This is a genomic window from Nonomuraea sp. NPDC047897 (genome assembly GCF_043204415.1).
Lineage (GTDB): Bacteria > Actinomycetota > Actinomycetes > Streptosporangiales > Streptosporangiaceae > Nonomuraea.
The window spans coordinates 434,677-458,719 of record NZ_JBIDCC010000004.1; the positions used below are offsets into that span (position 1 = coordinate 434,677).

19 protein-coding genes are annotated in these 24,043 nt (G+C 71.0%); 13 read left to right on the plus strand and 6 right to left on the minus strand.

Features of this window, described 5'->3' with window-relative positions:
- Positions 1 to 37: 37 nt before the first annotated feature.
- The 3 genes from ACGF0J_RS12110 to acs form a co-directional block, all read right to left on the minus strand.
- Entirely contained in the window at positions 38 to 958 is a 921-nt protein-coding gene (locus ACGF0J_RS12110) for an alpha/beta fold hydrolase (RefSeq protein WP_393144760.1), read from the minus strand.
- Positions 948 to 1,388 carry a phage holin family protein gene (locus ACGF0J_RS12115; protein WP_393144761.1) on the minus strand — a complete coding sequence of 147 codons (441 nt, stop codon included), beginning with the start codon at positions 1,386 to 1,388 and terminating at the stop codon, positions 948 to 950. The genes ACGF0J_RS12110 and ACGF0J_RS12115 overlap by 11 nt, the downstream gene beginning before the upstream one ends.
- Before the next feature lie 296 nt (positions 1,389 to 1,684).
- A complete protein-coding gene (acs, locus tag ACGF0J_RS12120) occupies positions 1,685 to 3,658 on the minus strand; it encodes an acetate--CoA ligase (RefSeq protein ID WP_393144762.1) in 1,974 nt (657 codons plus the stop codon).
- 289 nt (positions 3,659 to 3,947) lie between these two features.
- Between acs and ACGF0J_RS12125 the strand changes: the two genes are divergently transcribed.
- The 8 genes from ACGF0J_RS12125 to ACGF0J_RS12160 all read left to right on the plus strand — a co-directional run bounded on the left by ACGF0J_RS12125 (position 3,948) and on the right by ACGF0J_RS12160 (position 12,038).
- On the plus strand, positions 3,948 to 4,727 hold the full coding sequence (locus ACGF0J_RS12125; RefSeq protein WP_393144763.1) for an oxidoreductase: 780 nt from the start codon (positions 3,948 to 3,950) through the stop codon (positions 4,725 to 4,727).
- Between the two features lie 873 nt (positions 4,728 to 5,600).
- On the plus strand, positions 5,601 to 6,644 hold the full coding sequence (gene ssd, locus ACGF0J_RS12130) for a septum site-determining protein Ssd (protein ID WP_393144765.1): 1,044 nt from the start codon (positions 5,601 to 5,603) through the stop codon (positions 6,642 to 6,644).
- A gap of 392 nt (positions 6,645 to 7,036) precedes the next feature.
- Positions 7,037 to 8,197, plus strand: a complete 1,161-nt coding sequence (locus ACGF0J_RS12135; RefSeq protein WP_393144767.1) for a TadA family conjugal transfer-associated ATPase — start codon at positions 7,037 to 7,039, stop codon at positions 8,195 to 8,197.
- Between the two features lie 166 nt (positions 8,198 to 8,363).
- Positions 8,364 to 9,074 (plus strand): type II secretion system F family protein, encoded by a 711-nt coding sequence (locus ACGF0J_RS12140; protein ID WP_393144769.1) that lies wholly within the window; start codon positions 8,364 to 8,366, stop codon positions 9,072 to 9,074.
- Positions 9,075 to 9,297: 223 nt separating this feature from the next.
- Positions 9,298 to 10,131, plus strand: coding sequence for a type II secretion system F family protein (locus ACGF0J_RS12145; RefSeq protein ID WP_393144771.1), 834 nt, complete (start codon positions 9,298 to 9,300; stop codon positions 10,129 to 10,131).
- Between the two features lie 447 nt (positions 10,132 to 10,578).
- Positions 10,579 to 11,172: a DUF4244 domain-containing protein gene (locus ACGF0J_RS12150; protein ID WP_393144772.1), complete on the plus strand. Its 594-nt coding sequence runs from the start codon at positions 10,579 to 10,581 to the stop codon at positions 11,170 to 11,172.
- Complete coding sequence (locus ACGF0J_RS12155) at positions 11,169 to 11,549, plus strand: TadE family type IV pilus minor pilin (RefSeq protein WP_393144774.1); 381 nt, start codon at positions 11,169 to 11,171, stop codon at positions 11,547 to 11,549. The genes ACGF0J_RS12150 and ACGF0J_RS12155 overlap by 4 nt, the downstream gene beginning before the upstream one ends.
- Positions 11,550 to 11,669: 120 nt before the next feature.
- Positions 11,670 to 12,038: an Rv3654c family TadE-like protein gene (locus ACGF0J_RS12160; RefSeq protein ID WP_393144776.1), complete on the plus strand. Its 369-nt coding sequence runs from the start codon at positions 11,670 to 11,672 to the stop codon at positions 12,036 to 12,038.
- A 212-nt stretch (positions 12,039 to 12,250) separates the two neighbouring features.
- On the opposite strand, the gene ACGF0J_RS12165 is transcribed toward ACGF0J_RS12160, so the two are convergent.
- Positions 12,251 to 14,707 carry a DEAD/DEAH box helicase gene (locus tag ACGF0J_RS12165; protein ID WP_393144778.1) on the minus strand — a complete coding sequence of 819 codons (2,457 nt, stop codon included), beginning with the start codon at positions 14,705 to 14,707 and terminating at the stop codon, positions 12,251 to 12,253.
- 409 nt (positions 14,708 to 15,116) lie between these two features.
- Here ACGF0J_RS12165 and ACGF0J_RS12170 point away from each other — a divergent pair, with 409 nt between their 5' ends.
- From ACGF0J_RS12170 to ACGF0J_RS12180, 3 genes are all read left to right on the plus strand, one after another.
- On the plus strand, positions 15,117 to 15,467 hold the full coding sequence (locus ACGF0J_RS12170) for an STAS domain-containing protein (RefSeq protein WP_101786510.1): 351 nt from the start codon (positions 15,117 to 15,119) through the stop codon (positions 15,465 to 15,467).
- 2 nt (positions 15,468 to 15,469) lie between these two features.
- Entirely contained in the window at positions 15,470 to 15,901 is a 432-nt protein-coding gene (locus tag ACGF0J_RS12175) for an ATP-binding protein (RefSeq protein WP_393144780.1), read from the plus strand.
- Positions 15,902 to 18,061: 2,160 nt separating this feature from the next.
- Positions 18,062 to 20,344: a sodium-translocating pyrophosphatase gene (locus tag ACGF0J_RS12180; protein ID WP_393144782.1), complete on the plus strand. Its 2,283-nt coding sequence runs from the start codon at positions 18,062 to 18,064 to the stop codon at positions 20,342 to 20,344.
- 377 nt (positions 20,345 to 20,721) lie between these two features.
- Here the strand turns inward: ACGF0J_RS12180 and ACGF0J_RS12185 are convergent, their stop codons facing one another.
- On the minus strand, positions 20,722 to 21,579 hold the full coding sequence (locus ACGF0J_RS12185; RefSeq protein WP_393144784.1) for a helix-turn-helix domain-containing protein: 858 nt from the start codon (positions 21,577 to 21,579) through the stop codon (positions 20,722 to 20,724).
- Positions 21,580 to 21,770: 191 nt separating this feature from the next.
- Between ACGF0J_RS12185 and ACGF0J_RS12190 the strand changes: the two genes are divergently transcribed.
- Positions 21,771 to 22,121, plus strand: a complete 351-nt coding sequence (locus ACGF0J_RS12190; protein ID WP_393144786.1) for a DoxX family protein — start codon at positions 21,771 to 21,773, stop codon at positions 22,119 to 22,121.
- 160 nt (positions 22,122 to 22,281) lie between these two features.
- Positions 22,282 to 22,749 carry a SixA phosphatase family protein gene (locus tag ACGF0J_RS12195; protein WP_393144788.1) on the plus strand — a complete coding sequence of 156 codons (468 nt, stop codon included), beginning with the start codon at positions 22,282 to 22,284 and terminating at the stop codon, positions 22,747 to 22,749.
- Positions 22,750 to 22,753: 4 nt separating this feature from the next.
- Here the strand turns inward: ACGF0J_RS12195 and serB are convergent, their stop codons facing one another.
- Positions 22,754 to 23,971 carry a phosphoserine phosphatase SerB gene (serB, locus tag ACGF0J_RS12200; protein WP_393144790.1) on the minus strand — a complete coding sequence of 406 codons (1,218 nt, stop codon included), beginning with the start codon at positions 23,969 to 23,971 and terminating at the stop codon, positions 22,754 to 22,756.
- Positions 23,972 to 24,043 lie beyond the last annotated feature (72 nt).

Consider the following 24,043-nt stretch of genomic DNA (forward strand, 5'->3'; position numbering starts at 1 on the left):
GGAACGCCCGTCGGTCGGGCTCGTTGGCCCGGGGCGCTCATCGGTCGGGTTCGGGGTCGGTCAGCCAGCCGAGCAGCTCGGCGTCGAACGTGGCGGGCTGCTCCTCGTGCGGGAAGTGGCCGGCCCCTTCGAGCAGCTTCCAGCGGTAGGGGGCGGCCACGTAACGGCTCGACCCCTGGGCGGTGCGCGGCAGGATGCAGGTGTCGAGCGCGCCGTGGAGCTGCAGGGTCGGCGCCTCGATCTCGGTGCGCATCACCCTGGCGTAACGCGCCCCGTCGGGCCGGAGCTGGGAGCGGCCGAGCCAGCGGTGATACTCCAGCGCGCAGTGGGCCACCGTGGGGATGCGGAACGCCTCCTGGTAGACGCGCGCCGTCTCGGCGTCGGGCCAGCCCGGACCGGACCACTGGTCGAGCAGCCTGCCGACCATCGCGCCGCCCTTACGGGTCAGCCGATGCTCGGGCAGCCACGGAAGCTGGAACCCCAGCCGGTGGATGCTGGCCCTGGTCTGGCCGAACGGGTCGGTGCGCAGCGCGCTGCGCAGCCGTACGGGATGGGGGGCGGAGACCGTGACCAGGCGGCGCACGCACTTCGGGTCGAGCACCGCCATCGTCCAGGCCAGCAGGCCGCCCCAGTCGTGGCCGACCACGACGGCCCCGGTCTCGCCGAGCGCGCGGATCAGCCCGGTGGCGTCGGCGGCCAGCGTGGGCAGGTCGTAGCCGCGCGGCGGCTTGTCGCTGCCGCCGTAGCCGCGCAGGTCGACCGCCACCGCCCGGTAGCCGGCCGTGGGCAGCGACTCCAACTGGTGCCGCCAGGTCCACCAGAACTGCGGGAACCCGTGCAGGAGCAGCACCAGCGGGCCGTCACCGGCCTCCACGACGTGGAAGCGGGTGCCGCCCGCGTGCACCTGGCGGTGCCGCCACGGGCCCTCGATCTGGACGACCGACTCGTCAGGCGCCATCACGGCCCACCGGTTCGCGGTGTCGCCCGACCAGGCCCGCTCCGGGCGGCTCCGGTGTGGCGATCTCCTTCAGCCCTTTGATCGACCGGGTGGTGCGCCGCATGCCGGCCAGCCCCTTGAGCTTGCGGACCCCGACGAGGACGAGCACGCCCGCCACCACGAGGTAGAAGACGGTCACGATGAGGAAGGCGGCCCAGGTGGGCAGCCACTGGGCCAGCACGAAGGCGATGGCGAACGAGGCGAGGATCAGGCACAGGTGCGCCATGAACGCGGCGGCGGCGAACAGCCCGCCGGCCGTGCCCACCCGCTTGGCGTCGAACCTGAACTCGGCCTTGGCCAGCTCGATCTCCGAGCGGACCAGGGTCGAGATCTGATCGGTCGCCTGGGCGACCAGCGAGCCCAGAGATTCTTCCTCGGGAGTCTGCGGCATGAACGTCTCCTATCGAGCCCCGGTGGCCCTGTCAAACATCATCCTGCGCATTCGCGCCGAATGCGTACCCGTGCGCCCGTATGTGTGCCCTGGAGTGCCGCCCCCTGGAGTGCCGCCCCCAGGAGCGAGCGCCTACCCGGAACGCCATGACCTGGGGACCCAGGACGCCCAGGAGAGGGTATGCCGGGAACTGCCCGAGCGGGAGCGCCGCCAAACGACCAAGGTCAGGCCCCCACCACAAGGGCCGCTCAACCCCGAGATCCTCGGGTTGACGCGGCCCCTGGGTTCGCCCGTGGTCAGTCTTCGGACTTGGCGCTGGGGAGCTTCTCGGAGATGAGGTTCATCACCGTGCTGTCGGCCAGGGTGGTGACGTCGCCGATGCTCCGGTTCTCCGCCACGTCGCGCAGCAGGCGGCGCATGATCTTGCCGGACCGGGTCTTCGGCAACTCGGGCACCACCAGGATCTGGCGCGGCTTGGCGATCGGGCCGAGCGTCCTGGCCACGTGGTTGCGCAGCTCGGCCGCGATGTCCTCGCCCTCGTCGGCGCCGCCGCGCAGGATCACGAACGACACGATGGCCTGGCCGGTCACCGGGTCGGTCGCGCCCACGACGGCGGCCTCGGCCACCTTGGGGTGGCTGACCAGCGCGCTCTCCACCTCGGTGGTGGAGATGTTGTGCCCGGAGACGAGCATGACGTCGTCCACGCGGCCGAGCAGCCACAGGTCGCCGTCCTCGTCCTTCTTGGCGCCGTCGCCGGGGAAGTACATCGCCTCGAACCGGCTCCAGTAGGTGTCGATGTAGCGCTGGTCGTCACCCCAGATCGTGCGCAGCATCGCCGGCCACGGCTCGCGCACGACGAGGAAGCCGCCGCCCCCGTTGGGGACGCTGTTGCCCTGGTCGTCCACCACGTCGGCGACGACGCCCGGCAGGGGCCGCATGGCGGCGCCCGGCTTGGCGTGCGTGATGCCGGGGAGCGGACTGATCATGATGGCCCCGGTCTCGGTCTGCCACCAGGTGTCCACGACCGGGCAGCGGTCGCCGCCGATGTGCTCGCGGTACCAGACGTACGCCTCGGGGTTGATCGGCTCACCGACGGACCCGAGGACGCGCAGGCTCGACATGTCGAACTTCGCGGGGATGTCGTCGCCCCACTTCATGAACGTCCGGATCGCCGTGGGGGCCGTGTAGAGGATCGTCACCTTGTACTTCTGGACGACCTCCCAGAACCTGCCCCGGTGCGGCGTGTCGGGCGTGCCCTCGTAGATGACGCTGGTCGCGCCGTTGGCCAGCGGCCCGTACACGATGTAGGAGTGCCCGGTCACCCAGCCGATGTCGGCCGTGCACCAGTAGATGTCGGTGTCGGGCTTGAGGTCGAAGACCGCGTGGTGCGTCCACGCCGTCTGCGTCAGGTAGCCGCCCGTGGTGTGCAGGATGCCCTTCGGCTTGCCGGTGGTGCCGCTGGTGTAGAGGATGTAGAGGGGGTCCTCGGCGTCGTGCGGCTCGGCGGTGTGCTGGTCGCTCTGGCCGTCCACCAGGTCGTGCCACCAGATGTCGCGTCCGTTGACGGCGACGTCCTGGCCCGTACGCCGGACGACCAGGACCTTCTCCACCTGCGGGCACTGGGCGACGGCCTCGTCCACCGTCGGCTTGAGCGCGCTCGGCGCTCCCCGGCGGTAGCCGCCGTCGGCCGTGATGACCAGTTTGGCGTCGGCGTCGTCGATGCGGCTCTTCAGCGCGGTGGCCGAGAAGCCGCCGAACACCACCGAGTGGATCGCGCCGACGCGGGCGCACGCCAGCATCGCGATCGGCAGCTCGGGGATCATCGGCATGTAGATCGCGACCCGGTCGCCCTTGCCCACGCCCAGCTCCTGCAGCGCGTTGGCGGCCTTCGACACCTCCCGCTGCAGGTCGGCGTACGTCAACGTGCGGCTGTCGCCCTCGGGCTCGCCTTCCCAGTGGTAGGCGACCTTGTCGCCGCGGCCGGCCTCCACATGGCGGTCGACGCAGTTGTAGGCCACGTTGAGCCGGCCACCCACGAACCACTTGGCGAAAGGAGGGTTCCACTCCAGCGGGGTGTGCCACCGTTCGGCCCAGGTCAGCCGGTCGGCGGCGCCCTCCCAGAACGCGAGACGGTCGGCCGCCGCCTCGCCGTAGGCCGCCTCGGTCACGTTCGCGGCCGCGGCCAGCTCAGCCGGCGGCGCGAACCGGCGGTTCTCCTGCAGCAGGTTCGACAACGCCTGAGGCTCGGTGCCAGGTGTCTCCGGGGCCACCTCGTGCTCCTTCTTGGCCGGATTGGATGGGTCGTGTCCCACTTCACCAGCTCACAGGCTCCGTACACAAGAGGTCTAGACAGGTCTGTACCGATGAACCCCGGACGGGACAGGCCTCTTATCGCATTGGCGTGACACGGCTATGAAACCGTTGTCTTTTTGAAATGCGACAAAGATGGAACGGGCCAATTGCGTCGTCTTTATGCGAGCTCATGGCGCACCGAGCCGTACCAGTTGTTCTCCCACCCGCGCCGAGTTGTGGCCGTACCGGCGGGTAAGGTCGGGTTCCGTGAGCGACCCCTTGGCCGTCATCGCGCGGCTCCCCGGCGTACCCGAGGCGGTGGAGGAGGCCCGGCAGGCCGTCGACAGGCTGTACCGGCACCGCGTGCTACGGCGCTACAGCCCCGCGGTCTCCGCCGAGTCGTCCCTGCGCGGGGCGCGGGCGTCGGCCGCCCTCGAAGGCGCCGACGTGCCTCTCGACGCGCTACGGCGGGACGAGGCGCACGATCCGGTCGTCCAGGGCGCGCTGCGGGCGTCCGCCGAGACCGGCCGGCTCGGAGCCACCTGGCGACGGGCGCCGCGGCAGGTGCTGGCCCGGCTGCACACCGTCGCCGCCACGGGCCTGGCCGACCAGGCCGGGCTGGGCCGCCCGCGCGCCGGCGACCCGGCTCCTGACCCGTTCGGGCTGGGGCCCGCGCCGGGCGCCAGGGAGGCGGCCGCGCGCACGGACGCTCTGGTGGAGCTGCTGGCCGCGCCGACGAAGGCGCCCGCCCTCGTGCTGGCCGCCGTGGTCCATGCCGAGCTGGCCGTGGTGCGTCCGTTCGGCACGGCCGACGGAGTGGTGGCCCGGGCGGCGGAGCGGCTGACGCTGGTGGAGTACGGGCTGGACCCCAAGTCTCTGGCCGCCGTCGAGGTGGGACACCTGGAACTGCCGTACGCGGAGGGGCTGCGGGCGTACCTGACGGGAACCGGCGACGGGGTCGCGCGGTGGGTCCGGCAGTGCGCGTCGGCGGTGACGCTGGGGGTACGCGAGGCGACGGCCATCTGTGAGGCGCTGCAGCGGGGCTGAACCACCCATGTCCTGACATAGCGGACGGCGTCTCGGGGATGAGACGCCGTCTGCCGATGCGTCACACCGGGTTACCAGGCGTGCACCTGTGTTCGCCGGACGGGTCAAGCCCGCCTCGGCGCGCCTCCCGCGGCTGGTCGCACGTGGGTGCCCGGCTGGCGCACCCGGACAAGAGGTCCGTGTCACCTTTGTACGTCCGATCCGCCCTGATGGGAACCCCTGCGAGCAAGACCTTTGCCAGATCCGGCCCGGCCGGGCGGGGGACGGCGTAATGATCACGCACTGTTACTGGCTTTATGCGATTGTTATCGGGTGGCGAAAAAACTTGGCGAAAATACGAGTTTTCGCCTCGACGGAACTCGAGTGCATCGGGCAGCATACGGGGGTATCTCGTGAAAGAAGCGTGATGTCGCGCGGGATTGCTTTGCCAGTCCCTTGCCATGCTCCGGTCGAGTGATGAAAGCTTTCTTCTGAAACGGGACCGGCTCTACCCCCCCGGAGCCGGACCGGTTAGGCGACCCCCGCTCTCCCCCCCGGCGGGGGTCGCCCCTTTTCCTCCGCCGGCCGTACGCGCTCGGCGGCCCGGCTGCGGGCGAGCCCCCAGGCCTTTCGCCCGCCCTCCAGCGGGTCTTTCGTTAGCGCCGCGGCACGAGGCACCGGCCGGTCCGTGACCGCCACCCAGCCAGTCGGACCGGCGCACGCCGCCGCCGTCAGACCGATCCCTGCGCTTACGCTCGTCCTCGCATGGCAGGCCCGCAGTTATCCACAAGGCCGCCGTCCGAGGCCGCCACAATCCCCAGAACGCCGTTCGCCTCAGCGCCCCTACGCCCCGCGCAGCAAGGTGGGACCTCCCAAGCTTCCCAGGGAGGACCGATGCACCGCCCGCTGGTCATCACCGAGGATCGTGACCTGCTCGACGACCTGGTCCGCGTGGCCGCCGCGGCCGGGGCTCAGCTCGACGTGGCCCACGCACCGGCCCATGCCCGCCCGTTCTGGAACCTCGCGCCGCTGGTGGTGGTCGGCGGCGACCTGGCGGACGCCCTGGCCGCCACCGCGCCACCGCCCCGTGACCGGGTCCTCCTCGTCACCCGAGAGCCCGACGATCCGGAGTCCTGGCGCAGGTGCGTCGCCGTGGGCGCGCAGGCCGTCGTGACCCTCCCGGCGGCGGAGCGCCGCCTGGTGGACGAGTTCGCCGACGCGATGGAGCCCGAGCCCCGCGCGGGGGCCGTGCTGTGCGTGATCGGGGGGAGAGGGGGCGTCGGAGCCAGCGTCCTGGCCGCCTGCCTGGCCCTGCGCGCCTCCCACGACCGCCTGCGCACCCTGCTGGTCGACGCCGACCCGCTGAGCGGCGGCATCGACGCCCTGCTCGGCCACGAGGAGACCGGAGGCGCCCGCTGGGGAGACCTCGTGGCCCGCGAGGGGCGGGTCGGCTCGGCGGCCCTGCAGGCCGCTCTCCCGGCCTTCGGAGACCTCAGCGTGCTGTCGTTCCACCGCGGAGAGGTGCACCCCATCCCCGCCCAGGCCATGCGCTCGGTCCTCGAAGCCGGTCACCGCGGTTTCGACCTGGTCGTCGTCGACCTGCCCCGCTACCTCGACCCGGCCGCCTCCGAAGCCCTCGGCCGGGCGAGCAGCACCTTCCTCGTGACCGCCGCCGACGTCCGCGGCGTGCTGGCCGCCGCCCAGGTGCTCGCCGAGGCGGGCCGCCACACCTCCGACGTCCGCGCCGTCATCCGGCCGGGAGTCCTGGACGACGACGTCGTCGCCAGGTCACTCGGCATCCCCGCGGCCGGCCAGCTCCCCGACCAGCCCCGCCTCACGGCCACTCTCAACCGCGGCGAGCTGCCCCGGCTCGGCCCCCGCACCGTCCTCGGCGCCCTGTGCACCGCCCTTCTCCGCGACACCCTGACCCCCGGTTGACCAGCACGGACAACGAACGAACAGCCGGAGCCCACCCCGAAGAGCCGGAACGGCGCCGACAACACGCCGGCGCAAGGCGACGCCCGCCGAACCGAGAGACCCGCGAACCCAGGGACCCGCGACCCGAGAGACCCGCGAACCAAGGGACCCGCGAACCCGCCCGCTGACCCGCAGAAACCGCTGACCCGCAAGAGCGCAGGAGAGCGCAGACCCGCGAGACCGCTGACCTGCAGGCCGCGAACCGCAGGCCGCGGACTCGACCGACCGGCGGACCGGCCGACTGGCGGACCGGCCGAACGGCCGAACGGCCGACTGGCGGACCGGCCGACTGGCGGACCGACTGATCGGCGAAAACGTCGCGACCCACCACCCACGACAGGCAAGGAGTCCATGTGAACACCACCGTGTCCCCCGAACTGGTCGAAGCCGTTCGCGTCAGGCTGGCACGCGCCGGTGTGGAGCCCAGCGCCGCCCAAGTCGCCGTCGCGCTCCGCGCGGAGAAGTCCGTGTACGGCGACGCGGAGATCCTCGCCGTCGCCAGGGCATTGTGCGCTGACCTGATCGGAGCGGGTCCGCTGGAGCCGCTCCTGGCCGAGCCGGACGTCACCGACGTCCTGGTCAACGGCCCGAGGGAGGTGTGGGTGGACGACGGCCGGGGTCTGCGCCGCACGTCGACCGCCTTCACCGACGACGGCGCGGTACGCAGGCTCGCCCAACGCCTGGCCGCGGCGGCCGGCAGGCGACTGGACGACGCCTCGCCCTACGTGGACGCCAGGCTCACTGGAGGCGTCCGCCTGCACGCCGTCCTCCCGCCGATCGCCCCGGGCGGCACCTGCGTGTCCCTGCGGCTTCCACCCAGGCGCACGTTCTCCCTGCCCGACCTGGTCGCCGCGGGCACCGTCCCGCCGCCGGCGGTCCCGGTCCTGACGTCGATGGTGGCCCGCAGGCTCGCCTTCCTCGTCACCGGCGGCACCGGCACGGGCAAGACGACGCTCCTGTCCGCCCTGCTGTCGCTGGCCGACCCCGGCGAACGCCTCCTCCTCGTCGAGGACTCCGCCGAACTGCGTCCCCTCCACCCCCACGTCGTACGCCTCGAATCCCGTCCCGCCAACCTCGAAGGCGCGGGTGGCGTGGGACTGCGAGACCTCGTGCGCCAGGCACTGCGGATGCGTCCGGACCGTGTGGTCGTCGGGGAGGTGAGAGGCGCGGAAGTGGTCGACCTCCTAGCCGCGCTCAACACCGGCCACGAAGGCGGCTGCGGCACCCTGCACGCGAACACGGCCGCTGACGTACCGCCCCGGCTGGAGGCTCTCGGCTGTGCGGCCGGCCTGAGCCGGGAGGCCGTCCACAGCCAGCTCGCGGCGGCTCTCAACGTGGTGGTGCACCTGACCCGGAGCCGCCTCGACGGCCGACGACGGATCGCCGAGATCTGCCTGCTGTCCCGCACTTCCTCAGGTCTCGTCCGGGCCGTCCCCGCCCTCACCTTCGACGCCGACGACCACCCGCACCACGGCCCCGGCTACGAAGCCCTCACCGAGCGGACCCCGACATGACCCCCCATTCCCCCATCTCCGGTCCCGCCCGGCGGCCCACCCGTCGTCCAGGGCCCGCGTGCCCCCGTCGGGCCCCGCGCCAGACCCGCCAGCCGCAGCCGGGTCCCCGACGAACGCCCGGTCCGGTCACCTCGGTACGCCCTCCTCGGACTGCCTGGAGCTCCCCATGACGGCTGCGATCGCGGCAGCGATATCCACAGCCGTTGCCGTCTGGCTGTGGACAACCCCCAACACCGCGACGGCACGCCTGATCAGACTGACCTCCACCGAGCACCCCGTCCGCCGGCGCGCCCTGCGGCACCGGATGACCCGCCCCCGCCCGCACCGCAGAGCAGACGCCTGGAGCCGCGCGACGATCGAGCTCTGTCAGGCACTCTCCGCGGAGCTCACGGCGGGCCGAACTCCCGGTGAGGCGCTGGCCCGAGCCGTGGCGGCCGTCGACTTCCCGGACCCCGACGCCCTCCGACCGCTGATGGCCGCGGCAAGAGACGGCGGCGACGTGCCCGCCGCTCTCACCACGGTCGCCCCCGCCCACGGCGGCGAAGGACTGCGCCGCCTGGCGGCATGCTGGGAAGTCAGCGTGACGGCGGGAGCAGGACTGGCCGCCCTCGTAGAACGCGTAGGCACCACGCTGCGCGCCGCCCAGGCCCACCGCCAGGATGTCGCCGCCCAACTGGCCGGCCCCCGAGCAACCGCCCGGATGCTCGCCGTCCTCCCCGCCCTCGGCCTGCTCATGGCCGCGGCCCTCGGCATGCGCCCCCTCGCCTTTCTCTTCGGCAGCCTCCCCGGCCTCGCCTGCCTCGTCCTCGGAACAGCACTCGACGCCTGCGGCCTCTGGTGGACCAACCGCATGGCCCTACGCGCCCAGGCCTCCTGACGCTGCGGCGCCGCGTACTACCTCGATCGCCCGCTCAGCCTGACGCTGCGAGCACCGCGTCACCACCCCGCTCGCCCCCTCAACCTGACGCTGGTTGACGCAGACACGAACAGGAGCCCACCTGCCCCGTACGCACGATCTGGTCCATACCAGTCGGTTCCACATCACCCCGAGTGGACCGACCAATGCCACCCCTGGGACGCCCACCACGGATGGACCGACCATGACCTTGATCTACATCGGCTCGGCCACCTGCATCGGTCTGGCCGTCTGGATGAGCCTTTCCCTGACCACCCCGGCCGACCGCCTCGCCCGTCTGTTCCCATCGCCCGGACAGCCCGCGGCTACAGCCGCTGCGTCAGCCACGGTCGCCGCTGACCCCCATCCGCCCCATCAAGAAACAGCCGGCGACAACCTTCCCGAATGGCTGCACGATGCCGGGGCCACCCATCGCGGTCTGGACCGTCGTACCGTCATCTCCGCCACAGCGGCGGGCCTCGTCGCCGGGGTCCTGGTCGGAGGGCTCGCCGGAATCGTGACGGCGCTTCTCGTTGCCCCCACCGTGGGCATTGTCCTCAGTCGGCACGAGGATCCCGCCCGGAAGGAGACGCGGGCACGGATCGCCGACGACCTGCCGATCGCGGCGGACCTGATGGCCGCGTCCCTGATGGCCGGCCGCCCGGTGAGCGCCGCCACCGAGATAGTCGCCGGCGCGATCGGCGGCCCGCTCGGCCGGCGCCTCACCTGGGTCAGCGGCCAGCTTCGCCTCGGCGCCGACCCCGAACCGACCTGGGCCCACCTCGCCAGGGACCCTGCGACAGGGCAACTGGCGCGCGCCATGAGCCGCGCTGCGCAGAGCGGCGCCCCAGTGGCCGACGTGCTCACTCGCGTAGCCGATGACGCACGCGAGACCGCTCGGACCGCATCGGTCGCCGCCGCGCGCAGCGTCGGAGTGAAGGCCGTGGCGCCGCTGGGGTTGTGCTTCCTGCCGGCTTTCGTCCTCCTCGGCATCATCCCGGTCGTGGCCGGTCTCGCCACCACGATCGTCCTGCCCTGATCCACCGGGTGTGACCGGCTCCTCCAGCTTGACCGGTTCCTGCTGACTCCGCGGCTCCCCCCAGCCAGCTTTACGGGGTTCTTCCGGCCACACGGCTCCTTCCTGCTCGTTCCGGCTTCATGGCCTGTACCGGCCGCTCAGTGCTCGGCGGTCCCCCCCGGCTCCTCCCTGGCGTTCAGTGGCCGTTGCCCCCGTACCGGCGGCTCGTTCCACCCGCATGCCGTTGCCGGCCCTCCAAGACCCCTCTGACTCTGCTGGAGGGCGCTGCGGAGCCTCGCCATCCGGCCATGCCCCCATCGGGCGGCACACCCGTTGTCCCCAACTCCTCCCAGCCCCTTACCCGTTGTCCACAGAATCCGGCTCGGTCGCTCGTCCTCACGCCCTGCTAGGCGACGCTGACATTCCCCACGCCGGGCGAGATCCGGCGTCCGCACACCTGGAGGCACGATGAGTCATTCCCCCACCATCCCGCAGCGCGTTAGTAACCGGCAGGCATCCGCACCCCTTGGCCTCACTGTCACGGGCGTCCTGGCCAACGGCGCTGATGCCGCGGCTGCCATACCGGCGCGGCCTCCCATCGCGGAAGCAGCTGTCACTCCTGCAACCGGCGTCATCCCTGCAAAGCCCGCCATCCCTGCAAAGCCCGCCATCCCTGCAAAGCCCGCCATCCCTGCAACGATCGTCACTCCTGAAACTGCCGTCATCACTACAGCCGCCGTCACCGCCACGGATGCCACGAGCCCCACAGGGGCGGTCGAGAGCGACATCGAGCGCCCGTCCGGCCGCACCGAGCAGGCGGCGATGCCAACGGCCCCAGGCACAGCCGCCCTGAAGGCTCATGATCGACGCCACCCGTTCACAAGCCGGATGCTGCTTCTCGCGAGGGCGCACCGGGAGCGTGGCATGTCCACAGCCGAGTACGCGGTGGGCACCATAGCGGCCTGTGCGTTCGCCGCCATCCTGTTCAAGGTGGTCACCGGCACCGAAGTGCAGGAGATGCTGTCCTCGCTCATCGACCGCGCGCTCAAAACCGCCGGATGATCTCAAGGGTTCGACGGTTTCCGAGAGCTGCCGCCGGCTCGCCGTCCAGAGGCTCCGTGACCGCCGAGACGGCGGCCGTGCTGCCGGCTCTCATGGCGGTTCTCGCGGCGGCGTTGTGGATCGTGCAGGCGGTTGGAGCGCAGCTCGAATGTGTGGACGCGGCTCGGGCGGCCGTGCGGGCCGCGTCGAGAGGTGAGTCGCTCGACCGGGTTCGTGATCTCGTGCGCTCGGCGACAAGACCGGACGCATGGGTGAGGGTGAGCCGTGACCACGAGCGGACAAGAGTGGAGGTCTCGGTGGAGGTGCGGCCCCCGTGGGGCGGCTCCCGGCCTTCGGTCCGGGTGGCGGCATCCGCTTCGGCGGACACCGAATCCTGAAGCCGACCGCCGAGGAGTGTCGCGCTCCTCAGGTCCGTGCCGCCGAGACCCTGCCTTCAGCAGGATGTCGATCGTCCGGCCCTGATCGGGTACCGATCTTCGTATGAAAGGAGGGGGAGAATGCACGGTGTTCAAGGAGACCGGGGATCCGCGACGCTGTGGGGCGTCGCGCTCATGGGGCTCTTGATGGCTGTGGCGACGGCTCTGGCGACGGTGGGGTCCGTACGGGTTGCCCGTCATCGGGTGAACGACGCCGCGGATCTCAGCGCGTTGGCGGCGGCCAGGCTGGCGATCGCCGACCCTGGCCGCGCGTGCGCGCGGGCCGCATCCCTCGCAGAGGACAATGGTGTGGATCTGGCGAAGTGTGAGATCGACGGCGAAGTGGCTGACGTGTGGACGTCCCTGTTGATCTCCGTGCCGGTCATGGGAACACGTGAGCTGACCGGCAGGGCCCGTGCGGGGCCGGCCCAGACCGGCGGCCCACGATGATGATCGCTTTTCGGCGTGGGTGAGCGCAGGTCTCAGACGATGCCAGGCCATGTCTCCGGCACAGCTCAGGGCCGCACGACTCATGAAGCGGTGCGGGTGGGTCCCTCACCGGAAGCCACGAGGCGTGGCGGGGGCCGAGACCTGGCCGGAACGGCAACGACGTGCAGCTCAGCGGAGGCAGGCTTGCCCGGGCCAGCCCGAGGGCAATCCGGTCAGGAGCCTAGGAGGGTGTCGAGCAGGCGAATGGCGCCCTGCTTGTCCAAGGGCTCGTTGCCGTTGCCGCATTTGGGCGACTGGATGCAGGAAGGGCAGCCGCGTTCGCACTCGCATGAGGCGATGGCTTCACGGGTCGCCGTCAGCCAGTCGGCAGCGCGGGCGTAGCCGCGTTCCGCGAAACCAGCCCCGCCCTCGTGACCGTCGTACACGAACACGGTGAGGAGACCCGTATCGGCATGGAGCTCAGTGGAGACGCCACCGATGTCCCAGCGGTCACAGGTGGCGAAGAGAGGAAGCAGACCGATGGAGGCATGTTCGGCGGCATGAGCGGCCCCACCCAGGTCGAAACCCTCATCGGCCAGGGCTGTCAGCTCCGGGGCCGGGAGCGTCCACCAGACGGCGCGGGTCCGAAGAGTGCGCGGAGGGAGATCCAGCGGCTCGTCACCCAGCATCTCGCCCGACTGGAGACGCCGTTTGAGGTAAGAGACGACCTGCCTGGTCACTTCCACCTCACCGAAATGCAACTGGCCGCGGCCGAGGGGCTGCGAGCGGAGGGACTCCAGTACGGAGACCTCCGTCACGTCCCTGGCGAACGTGGCGTAGTCGGGCTCGGCATCGCAGACCAGGGCGACACCCGCCTCCAGGTCGAGGGTCTCCACCAGGAAGGTCTCGCCCTGGTGCAGGTACACGGCGCCCGTGTGGACGGTGGTGTGCGCGGAAGGCTCGTCCACGCTGCCGAGCAGCCGGCCGGTGGCCGACTCGACGACCTGGATGGGGGCGCCGCCGCCGCCCCGGATGTCGGCGAGGTCGGTGGCCCGTTCGCGACGGGTCCAGAACCAGCCCGCGGGCCGCCGCCTCAGCAGCCCCTGGGAGACGAGGCCGCCGAGGACGTCCGGCGTGGTGGAACCGAAGGTGTCGAGGTCGTCCTCGGTCAGCGGGATCTCCGCGGCGGCCGCGCACAGATGTGGTCCCAGCACGTACGGGTTGTCCGGATCGAGGACGATCGCCTCGACGGGCCTGCCGAACAGGGCTTCGGGGTGATGCACGAGGTAGGTGTCCAGCGGGTCGTCCCGCGCGATGAGGACGGCCAGCGCGTCCTGGCCCTCACGTCCGGCCCGACCTGCCTGCTGCCAAAGGGAGGCACGGGTGCCCGGCCAGCCGGCGATCAGGACGGCGTCGAGCCCGGAGACGTCCACACCGAGTTCGAGAGCGTTCGTGGTGGCCAGACCAAGCAGGGAGCCCGAGCGTAGTGCCTTTTCGAGAAGTCTGCGGTCTTCCGCGAGGTAGCCGGCGCGATAGGCGGCGACCCTGTTCGGAAGGTCAGCCCAACCGTTCGGGCTGGGAGAGCCAGAGGTCGGGATCGAAGCGGTCGGGGCAGGGGAGGACGAGATCACGGGCGACGTCGCGGCACGGCCGGATTCCGCACCGTCCGCTGCGGTCTCCGCGGGCGCGTGAGGGCCCTCTGCCAGCGGGTTCTCCCAAAGCTGCGAGCCCGTCACGTTCTCCGCCCCGGCTCGCTCTCTCCGCGCCCGAGGCTCGGTTCTGGGCTGTTGGTGACCGGTCCCGGGCCGGCCGCGGTCAGTGTCCGGTTGCCCACCAGAAAGGTGGGGCTGGTCGCTACCGGTCTCTGGCCGCTCGCTTGGGTCGGGGTTGCTGGGCGTGGCCGGAGAGATGGTGTGCGGGTGCGGGCGAGGTGGGGTGTGTCGTGCGGAAAGGGAGAAGGCGACGTCGGACAGCTTGGCCCGGGCGGACAAGGAGACGGTTTCGGCGCCGCGGCGGGAGCGGACGAAGGCGAGGGTGCGGACATCCGCGAGGACGAGGTCGGCGAGCAGGTCCGCGGCCTCGGCCGTCGCCGTGCGCCGCACCGGCGCTCCCCGTTCGCCGCGCAGCTCGGTCAGGGGCGGCTCCCACAGGGCGAACGTGGTCGAACCCCGTGGCGAGGCGTCCACGGTCACCTCCTCCACCTCCAGCCCCGTCAGCCGCTTCGCGAACGCGCCCGGTTCGCTGGCCGTCGCAGAGGCCAACATGAAGACCGGACGGGAGCCGTACCGCGAGCAGATCCGGCGTAGGCGCCGCAGGATCTGGGCCACGTGGGAGCCGAAGACTCCCCGATAGCCGTGGCACTCGTCGACCACGACCATGCGCAGCCGGCGGAAGAACGACGACCACTGAGCGTGACGAGGGAGGATGCCACGGTGCAACATGTCGGGGTTCGTCAGGACGTAGTTGGCGTGCTGGCGGACCCAGGTTCGTTCCTCGAAAGGGGTGTCGCCGTCGAAGCAGGCGGCGCGTACCTGGGCGATGCGCAGTTCGCGCAGTGCCCGGAGTTGGTCGGCCGCCAGGGCCTTGGTCGGCGTGAGATAGAGGACGGTGCCCCCGTCGAGACACGAGGTGACTGCCGGCGTGAGGTACGCCAGCGACTTGCCCGAGGCCGTACCCGTGGAGATGATCACGTTTCGGCCACGATGTGCCAGGTCAGCCGCCTCGTACTGGTGCGGCCACAGTCCTGTGACGCCTCGGTTCGCCAAGCGCGTAACGAAGACTTCGGGGGCCCAGTTCGGCCATCTGGCTTGACCCGCCTGACGTGCAGGAACATGCTCCACATGGGTGACGCGCTCGTGACGTGCGGGAACGCCGAGCAGGTGCTGGAGGAGTGGACCTGGCCGGTGTGGGGAGGAAGCGGTGGAAGTCACTGTTTCCAGTCTGCATCCGTGGGCAAAGTCGCCGGGAATCGTGATTTCGTATAGACACAAGCCAGACGCATGGTTGAATGCCGCGCGTCAGGGTCGGACGGTCTGGAGCATGGCTCCGGGCAGCCCGGCTCATAAAGGGTACTTTCGCAGGCGAGGCGCTGGAGGATCTGTGGATCTGAAGTTGGATCACCGCACCGAAGACGGACTCACCATCGTGGAGGTCGAAGGTGAGATCGATGTCTACACCGCGCCGAGATTGCGTGAGCTCCTCATCGACCTGGTGAACAAGGGCAACTTCCACCTTCTCGTCAACATGGAGAAGGTCGACTTCCTCGACTCGACCGGGCTCGGCGTCCTGGTCGGAGGGCTCAAGCGGGTTCGCGCGCACGACGGCTCGCTTGAGCTGGTGTGCACGCAGGAGCGCATCCTGAAGATCTTCCGGATCACCGGTCTGACCAAGGTCTTCGGGATCTACGCTTCGGTCGACGAAGCCAAGGAAGCTCACGGCAAAGACAAGTAGTCATGGCTACCGTCGAGCTGACGTTCAGCGCACTCCCCGCGCATGTGCGGACCGCCCGGTTGGTGGCGACGGCGATCGCCCGGCGCACCGGCGTGCAGGAGTCGCTGTTGGACGAAGTCAGGCTCGCTGTGGGTGAGGCGTGCTCGCGGGCGGTGGAGGCTCACCGTGCTCACTGCCCGGGTGAGCCCATCCGCATCGAGCTGCGCGACGACTCGGGGCGGTTCGAGGTCACGGTCAGTGACCAGGCCCCGAGTGACGAGACCATGCAGGAACGACCCCTCGATCTGGGCGTGCTCTCCGACTCGTTCATGTCAGGCTTCGGCATCGCGGTCATCGCGGGCCTGGCCGACGACGTCGAGGTCTTCCCCAGCCCCAAGGGCATGCGCATCCGCATGAGCTGGCCCGCCGCGACGAACGGCCATCCGCCTTTCTGAGCGCGGGTCGTCTCGCAGGGTCCCTCCTCCAGCTTCACGGCCGGCACAGTGTGCCCCACCCGCCGCACGTGGCCGGTCTCTGTCCAGGGGAACGCTCCTCTGGTGGAGACCGCTGCGCGCCGCGACGTGCGCACCGAACCCATGGCCTGCGTCGTCTGCCACCCATGCCGGCCGGCTATGCATGGCGGTCCTGCTGCCGGTCGTGCTGGTTGGCCACGCTGCTGCTCGTATGTCGTGCTGCTGGTGGTGTTGGTCGGCCATGCTGCCGTTCGTGGCAGCCGTTCGTGACGTGAGTGTCGGCCGTCTGGGTCTGGGTGAAAGGCGCCCCCTCGCATGGTCGTTCGTGTCGGCCGATCGGGTCGGCATGCGTGTCGCCGGTCGTGTTGGCCGGAGGTATTCGCCGGTCGTGTCGGTCGGTTACGTCCGCTAGTCGTGTCGGTGTCCGTGTCGACCGGACGCGTTGGCGTCGCAGTCGTTCTGGTACGGCATTCGCGCGGTGCACGTCATCCTTGTCCGGCATTCGCGCGGTGCACGTCATCCTTGTCCGGCATTCGCGCGGTGCACGTCATCCTTGTCCGGCATTCGCGCGGTGCACGTCATCGACGTAGGCGGGGGTGCAGACGCCCGTGTCGGAGGGCGGAAAGTTGGGCGGGGATGGTTGGTTCTGGTGCTGGCAGAGTGGCTCACTGGTCTCCGCCCCGGCGATGTCCGCAACAGTTTCCATGAGCCGACGGCCCGCCGGCGGTGAGGGCAGCACGCGGCAGGGTGGCTTGCCACGTCGGTTCTGGGTGCGGTTGCCGTCGTGATGGTGCTGGGACAGCTCGGCGTCCTGGATGCCCTTGGTGGGGTCTCGGTGGCCGTCGTGATGCTCGTGGGGTGCGGCTCGTTCTGGTCACGTTGTTGGCGGGGCTGATGGCTGTTGTTTCGGGCAGAGGGCCTCGCTTGGTGGCGCCTCCTACGGGTGCCGTGTCCTGACCGTGGTGGCGGGCGCTGGGGTGTGACGTCGGGGTTGGCGGCCGCGGCGGCGCGGGTTGTGTTGTCGGTGGTGGCGCTGGCATTGCCGGGCTGGGCGCTCTGGGCGCCGGCCGTCCGTGTCCGGCAACGCGATCTGGACGCACTCGTTCGGGAAAGCTGGTAGAGCCTGGGCCCGGGTCAGCGCATTCGTGGTGAGCCCGCGGGAAACGGTGTGAGGCTTTATATCAGGGCGGTTCTCCCAGGAGCGGGTAAGGCCGCGTTCCAGAGGCGCCTTATGCGGCAGGGAAAGATCATTTCCTCGGTGACGCTTCTGTCGGAGCTGAAAGTTCGTTCGGTGGATCTACCGGAAATGATCAAACTCGTGTGTGCGTGGCCGTGGATTGTGTCGGCGCGTTGTCGGGGCTGCGGGTCGGGCGGACTGGCCGGTCCGGGTCACTCGTGGCCGCGCGGAACCGTCGTCGGTGGGGGCGGAGGGCGGCCCCGTCTCGGCCTCGATGGCCGGCCGCCATCGTCGTCGCATCTCTTCGCCGTGGGGGTGGCCGCGCCGGGTGATGCCTTTCGGCCTGTGTTGCTTGTCCGGTCCGGGCGAGCCGAGGTGGCTTCCTCGTGTGTGAGGAGGGGGGCTGGGGTGGGGTGAGCTGGGGTGAGGTGAGCTGAGCTGGGGCGGGGTGGGCTGATGTGAGCTGAGCTGAGCTGGGGTGATGAGGTGGCGTGGGTGGGTGAGCTATGGATGGGTGAGCTGACGCGGGGTGGCGGTGGTGGTGGGTCGGGTGGAGCGGGGGCTTGGGGGTGATGGCTTGCTGGGTGTAGGCGAGGGCGAGGGTTTGGGGCGTGCGGCGGTACGGGTGGGTGTGAGGGCTGCGGGCTGGGGGATCGGCGAGGCGGGCGAGTTTCGGGCGTGTCGCTATTGGGGGTTGTCATGGCCGTAAACGGGGGGAAATATCTCTTGTCAGAGCCCAAATCCCCTCGCTGCCGGGGGATTACTGGACGCGCGCACAATTAGGCGGCTACAGAGCCTTCATATCCGGGCAGACGCTGCGTAGACTCCCGGCACCGGCCAAGGTGATCCGGAGAAACTGCGGACTCAACCGGAAGCGGCACCCACAACCCGGATGGTGCCGCACCGCCCGCCGGTGATCGCGGCACCGCCCGGGCAGGACGACCGGTCTTGCCGAGGAGAAACCGATGATCAGGCACGTGCTGGCACTGGAGCCAGCGTCCAATCTGGCCCTGAACGGTAGCAATCTCACCATCGTGATCGTGGTCGCCGCGGTCGCACTGATCGCCCTGGCCGTCGCCGGCGGCCTGGTGCGCGAGGTGTTGCGCGCCGACCAGGGCACCGAGCGCATGCAGAACATCGCCCGAGCCGTACAGGAAGGTGCCGCGGCCTATCTGACCCGGCAGTTCCGCACGCTGGCGATCTTCGTTGTCGTGATCCCGTTCCTGTTGTTGCTGCTGCCGGGCGAGATGGACGTCCGCATCGGCCGCTCGATCTTCTTCGTGGTCGGTGCGGTGTTCTCCGCGCTGACCGGGTTCATGGGCATGTGGCTGGCCGTGCGCGGGAACGTCCGTGTCGCCGCCGCGGCACGCGACTCGGGCGAGAAGCGCGCGATGCGCATCGCCTTCCGCACGGGCGGCGTGGCCGGCATGTTCACGGTGGGTCTCGGCCTGCTGGGCGCGGCGGTCGTCGTCCTCCTGTACCAGGGCGACGCGCCGGGCGTGCTCGAAGGCTTCGGCTTCGGCGCGGCACTGCTCGCGATGTTCATGCGAGTCGGCGGCGGCATCTTCACCAAGGCCGCCGACGTCGGGGCCGACCTCGTCGGCAAGGTCGAGCAGGGCATCCCCGAGGACGACCCGCGCAACGCGGCGACCATCGCCGACAATGTGGGCGACAACGTCGGCGACTGCGCGGGCATGGCCGCCGACCTGTTCGAGTCGTACGCGGTCATGCTGGTCGCCAGCCTCATCCTGGGCAAGGTCGCGTTCGGCGAGCAGGGCCTGATCTTCCCCCTCATCGTCCCGATGATCGGTGTGCTGACGGCGATCATCGGCATCTTCGTCACCGGGATGCGCGATCGCGACCGCAACGGCATGGCCGCCATCAACCGCAGCTTCTTCATCTCGGCCGCGATCTCCGCGGTCCTCGTGGCCGCCGCGACGTTCTGGTACCTGCCGAGCAGCTTCAGCGGCCTGAGCGGCGCGAGCGTGCAGTCCGACGCCGACCCGCGGATCATCGCCCTCGGCGCGGTGCTGATCGGCCTGGTCCTGGCCAGCGCCATCCAACTGCTGACCGGCTACTTCACCGAGACGAACCGTCGCCCGGTCCGCGAGATCGGCGAGAGCTCCGCCACCGGCCCGGCGACCGTCATCCTGGCCGGCATCAGCGTGGGCCTGGAGTCGGCGGTCTACACGGCGCTCATTCTGGCGGGCGCTGTCTACGGGGCGTTCCTGCTCGGGTTCGGCAACGTGACCATCGCGTTGTTCGCGGTGGCGCTGGCCGGCACCGGCCTGCTCACCACTGTCGGCGTCATCGTCTCCATGGACACCTTCGGCCCCGTCTCCGACAACGCGCAGGGCATCGCCGAGATGTCCGGCGACGTCGAGGGCGACGGCGCCCGCGTGCTGACCAGCCTCGACGCCGTCGGCAACACGACGAAGGCCATCACCAAGGGCATCGCGATCGCCACGGCGGTGCTCGCCGCGACCGCGCTGTTCGGCGCGTTCCGGACAGCCGTGGAGGGCGAGCTGGCGCAGGCGTCGACGTTCAGCCTCAGCATCGACCAGCCGAACGTGCTCGTCGGCCTCATCATCGGCGCCGCCGTGGTGTTCCTGTTCGCCGGCCTGGCGATCATGGCGGTCGGGCGGGCCGCGATGCGGGTCGTGTTCGAGGTGCGCGACCAGTTCCGCAACAACCCGGGCATCATGGATGGCTCGGTGAAGCCGGAGTACGGGCGCGTCGTCGACATCTGCACCCGCGACTCGCTGCGCGAACTGGCCACGCCGGGCCTGCTGGCCGTCATGACGCCGATCGCGGTCGGCTTCGCCTTCGGGTACGCCCCGCTGGGTGCGTTCCTCGCCGGGGCGATCGCGTGCGGCACGCTGATGGCGGTGTTCCTGGCCAACTCCGGCGGCGCCTGGGACAACGCCAAGAAGCTGGTCGAGGACGGCCACCACGGCGGCAAGGGTTCCGAGGCCCACGCCGCGACCGTCATCGGCGACACCGTCGGCGACCCGTTCAAGGACACCGCCGGTCCGGCCATCAACCCGCTGATCAAGGTGATGAACCTGGTCGCGCTGCTGGTGGCGCCCGCGGTGGTGCTCTACGCGGACAACGTCGCGCTGCGCGTCGGCATCACGGTCGTCGCGACGGCCGTGGTGGTCGGGGCGATCATCGTCTCCAAGCGCCGCTCGGTCACCACTGCTCCGGCCGACGACAAGAAGCGCGAGCAGACACCGGTCGCCTCGTAACAGCGGCGGTCCCGGCCCGGGGGCGGCAGCGCCTGGCCGCCGGGACTCGTGGGCGGCGTGGTTCGTCGCAAGCCATCCGTTCGGAGCGTCCGTCCCCGTTCCCGGGCACACCGGGGCAGGGGGCGGGCGCTCCGCGCTGCGTGGGGACGGGGGTTCCGTGGCGTGTGGGGGGCGGGGGTTCCGTGGTGTGTGGGGACGGAGGTCTCGCGGTGTGTGGGGACGGAGGTCCCGCGGTGTCTGGGGTCGGGGGTCCCGCGGTGTCTGGGGGGCGGGTTCCGCGGTGTGTGTGGCGGGGGTTCTTGCGGAGGAGCGGCGGGGGTGGCGCAGCGTGTGGCCCTGCGGGGCTCGGTGAGGCGGCGCCGCGCCTTCGAGGCGGGTCAGCCCGCGACCATGCGGAGGGCGCCGGGGTGGCGTCCGGTGAGCTGGTCCAGGGCCGACGACGAGACATCGTCGGCGGGCAGGTAGACGAGAAGGCGCTGCTCGCCGGCGTCGGGCAGTTCCAGGGACTCGAACGCCAGGCGCAGTTCGCCGGCCTCGGGGTGGTGCCACCGTTCGACGCCGGTACGGCGGGGCAGCGTGGCGGGGGCCCGCATCCGGTCGGTGAACAGCGCACCGGCGATGCCCGCCAGCTCGTCGGTGAACGCGGCGACGAGCGGGTCCCTGCGGGCGGATTCGAGCTTGAGCAGGGCCACGTGCTCGCCGGCGATCCGCTCCCAGTCGGGAAAGGCGGTCCGCGCCCTGGCGTCGGCGAACACGAACCTGATCAGGTTGGGCTCCTCGGCGTCCAGCACCCCGAGAGGGGCGGCGAGCCGTTCGTAGCCGGTGGTCCAGGCGAGCAGGTCGTTGAACCGGTTGAGCACGAGGGCGGGCGCGGGTTCGAGCCGGTCCAGCAGCGCCCGCACCGTGGGCCGTACCGAGCGGGCCGGCCGGGTGCCGGGGCAGGCGAACGACAGCCCGCCACCGGTCGCCTTGGCGAGCAGCCCCAGGTGCAGCCGTTCGTCGGTGGTCAGGCGCAGGGCGTCGGCGAGAGCGGTGAGCACCTGCGGGGAGGGCTGGCGGTCGCGGCCCTGTTCGAGCCGGGTCAGGTACTCCACGCTGATCCCGGCGAGCGTGGCCAGCTCGGCGCGGCGCAGGCCGGGGGTGCGACGTCTGACGCCTGAGGGCAGTCCGACGTCGGCCGGGGTGATGGCCGCCCGCCGGTCGCGCAGGAACTCGCCCAGTGCGTTGTCGCTCATGACCGGCAGCGTAGCGGCGGGCGGGACGCTCAGCGTGGCCCTGTCGGTGCCAGTCTCGGCTCGGCCTTCCTGGGCGTCGCCCGCCGGATGAGGGTTGTCGCCATGACGTCCGAGGCGGCGGACCGGCCCGGGCCGCCCGCCGCCGGGATCAGGAACGTCGCCTTTCCCGTTCGCCCTCATCGGAGGAACCCATGTTCGTCGCCTACGTCGTCGTCGCCGTGCTGCTGTCGCTGCTGCTGATCGCCTCGGGGGGTCTGCTGCTGACCAAGGAGAAGGGGGTGACGGCGAGCATGACCGGGCTGGGAGTGCCGCTGCGCTGGTTCCCCCTGCTGGCGGCACTCAAGATCGCGGGGGCGCTCGGGCTGCTGGCCGGGATCTTCGTCCGCCCGCTCGGCGTCGCCGCCGCCGTCGGCGTCGTGCTCTACTTCGCGGGCGCGGTCGTCGCGCACCTGCGGGCCAAGGACGTCAGCGGCACGTTGGTCCCCGCGGTGCTGACCGCGATCTCCACGGCCCCCCTGATGCTCGGCATCGCCTCGCTGTGAGCCGGGGTGGGGAACCTCGGGGTGCCGGTGGGAAACTGTTCGGATGAGCGAGAAGCGGCCCTCCGGAGGGAAGACGCTGGCCTTCATCCTGCTGGCCATGCTGGGAATTCTGGCGGTCATCATCGGGCTGGCCATGTGGGCGTCGAGGGGGGTGTGAACGTTGCGCACCCTCATCGTGCTCCGGCATGCCAAGGCTGCCCAGGCGCCCGGCCTGGCCGACAGGGAGCGGCCGCTGACCGAGCGGGGCGAGCGGGACGCCGCGCTGGCCGGCGAACGGATGCGGGCTCTGGGGCTGGCTCCCGAGCTGGTGCTGTGCTCGCCCGCCGTGCGCACCCGCCGCACCGCCGAGCTGGCGTTCCCTGGCGTGGAGCCCAGCTACGAGCGGGACATCTACGAGGCGTACCCGGACGAGCTTCTCCACCTGGTCAGGAGGACCGAGGCCGAGCTGCGGACCGTGGTGCTGTGCGGGCACAACCCGGGCGTGCACGAGCTGGCGCTCGGGCTGGCCGGGGGCGACTACGGGTTCCGGCCGGGCTCGTTCGCTGTGATCGAGACCGGCTCGGACTGGAGCGAGTTGTCTCCGGGTGAGGGGCGCCTCGTCACGCTGTGGGACCCCAAGGCGGACTGACCGTTCAGCGGGTGAGGACGCCGTCCTCGGCGTCGGCGGCCTCCACCTCGTCCCTGGAGATGCCGAGCAGGTACAGGATCGAGTCGAGGTACGGCGTGTTGACCGCGGTGTCGGCGGCTTCGCGCACGACCGGCTTGGCGTTGAACGCGATGCCCAGCCCGGCAGCCGCGATCATGTCGAGGTCGTTGGCGCCGTCGCCGATGGCCACGGTCTGGCTGATGGGCAGGCCCGCCTGCCGGGCGAACCGCTCCAGCGCCCGCGCCTTGCCCGGCCGGTCGACGATCTCGCCGACGACCTTGCCGGTGAGCCGCCCGTCGACGATCTCCAGGACGTTCGCGGCGGAGTAGTCGATGCCCAGGTCCTCGACGAGCGTGTCGGTGATCTGGGTGAAGCCGCCGCTGACGATGGCGAAGCGGTAGTCGAGCCGCTTCAGCGTGCGGACGAGGGTGCGGGCGCCGGGGGTGAGCACGACCTCGCGGCGCACGTCCGCCAGCACCTCGACGGGCAGTCCTTCGAGCAGCGCGACCCGGCGGCGCAGCGACTCGGCGAAGTCGATCTCGCCGCGCATGGCCTCGCCGGTCACCCGGGCGACCTCCTCCAGGCAGCCGGCGTGCGCGGCGAGCAGCTCGATGACCTCGCCCTGGATCAGGGTGGAGTCGACGTCCATGACGACCAGCCGTTTGGCCCGGCGTGACAGGCCGGTGCGCTGCACGGCCACGTCCACCTGGAGGGCGGCGGCCTCGGCGGCGAGCTCGACGCGCAGCGCGTCGGGATCGGCTCCGGAGACGGACAGCTCGATGCAGGTGACCGGCCACTGGGCGAGCCGTTCGATGCGGTCGATGTTGGCGCCGGCGGCCGCGATGCGGCCGGCGATGCCGGCGATGGCGGCGGGCTGCAGGGTGGCGCCGAGCACGCTGACCGACAGGCGGCCGCGACGGCGCTTCTCCTTGGCCTGGGAGCCGGTGGACAGCTCCACCTCCATGCCGAGGTCCTCGGCGACGCTCTCGACGGCGGTCCACATGGCGCCGAGCGTGGTGCCCGTGCCGGTGGACGGGCCGCCCGCGTAGGTGACGAGCACGCCGAGGGTGAGCCTGCCCCGGATGACGACCTGCTCGATGTCGGAGACGGTGACGGGGAAGCTCGACAGGACGGAGAAGAGCCGGGAAGTGACGCCTGGCCGGTCGGGGCCGGTGAGGGTGATCAGGAGCGTGCGCTGGTCCACATCGTGCCACGCTACTGCGCCGCGCGGGGTGCTCGGGCGGCAGGGTGGCCGTTCGTGGTGGCCCGGTGGATG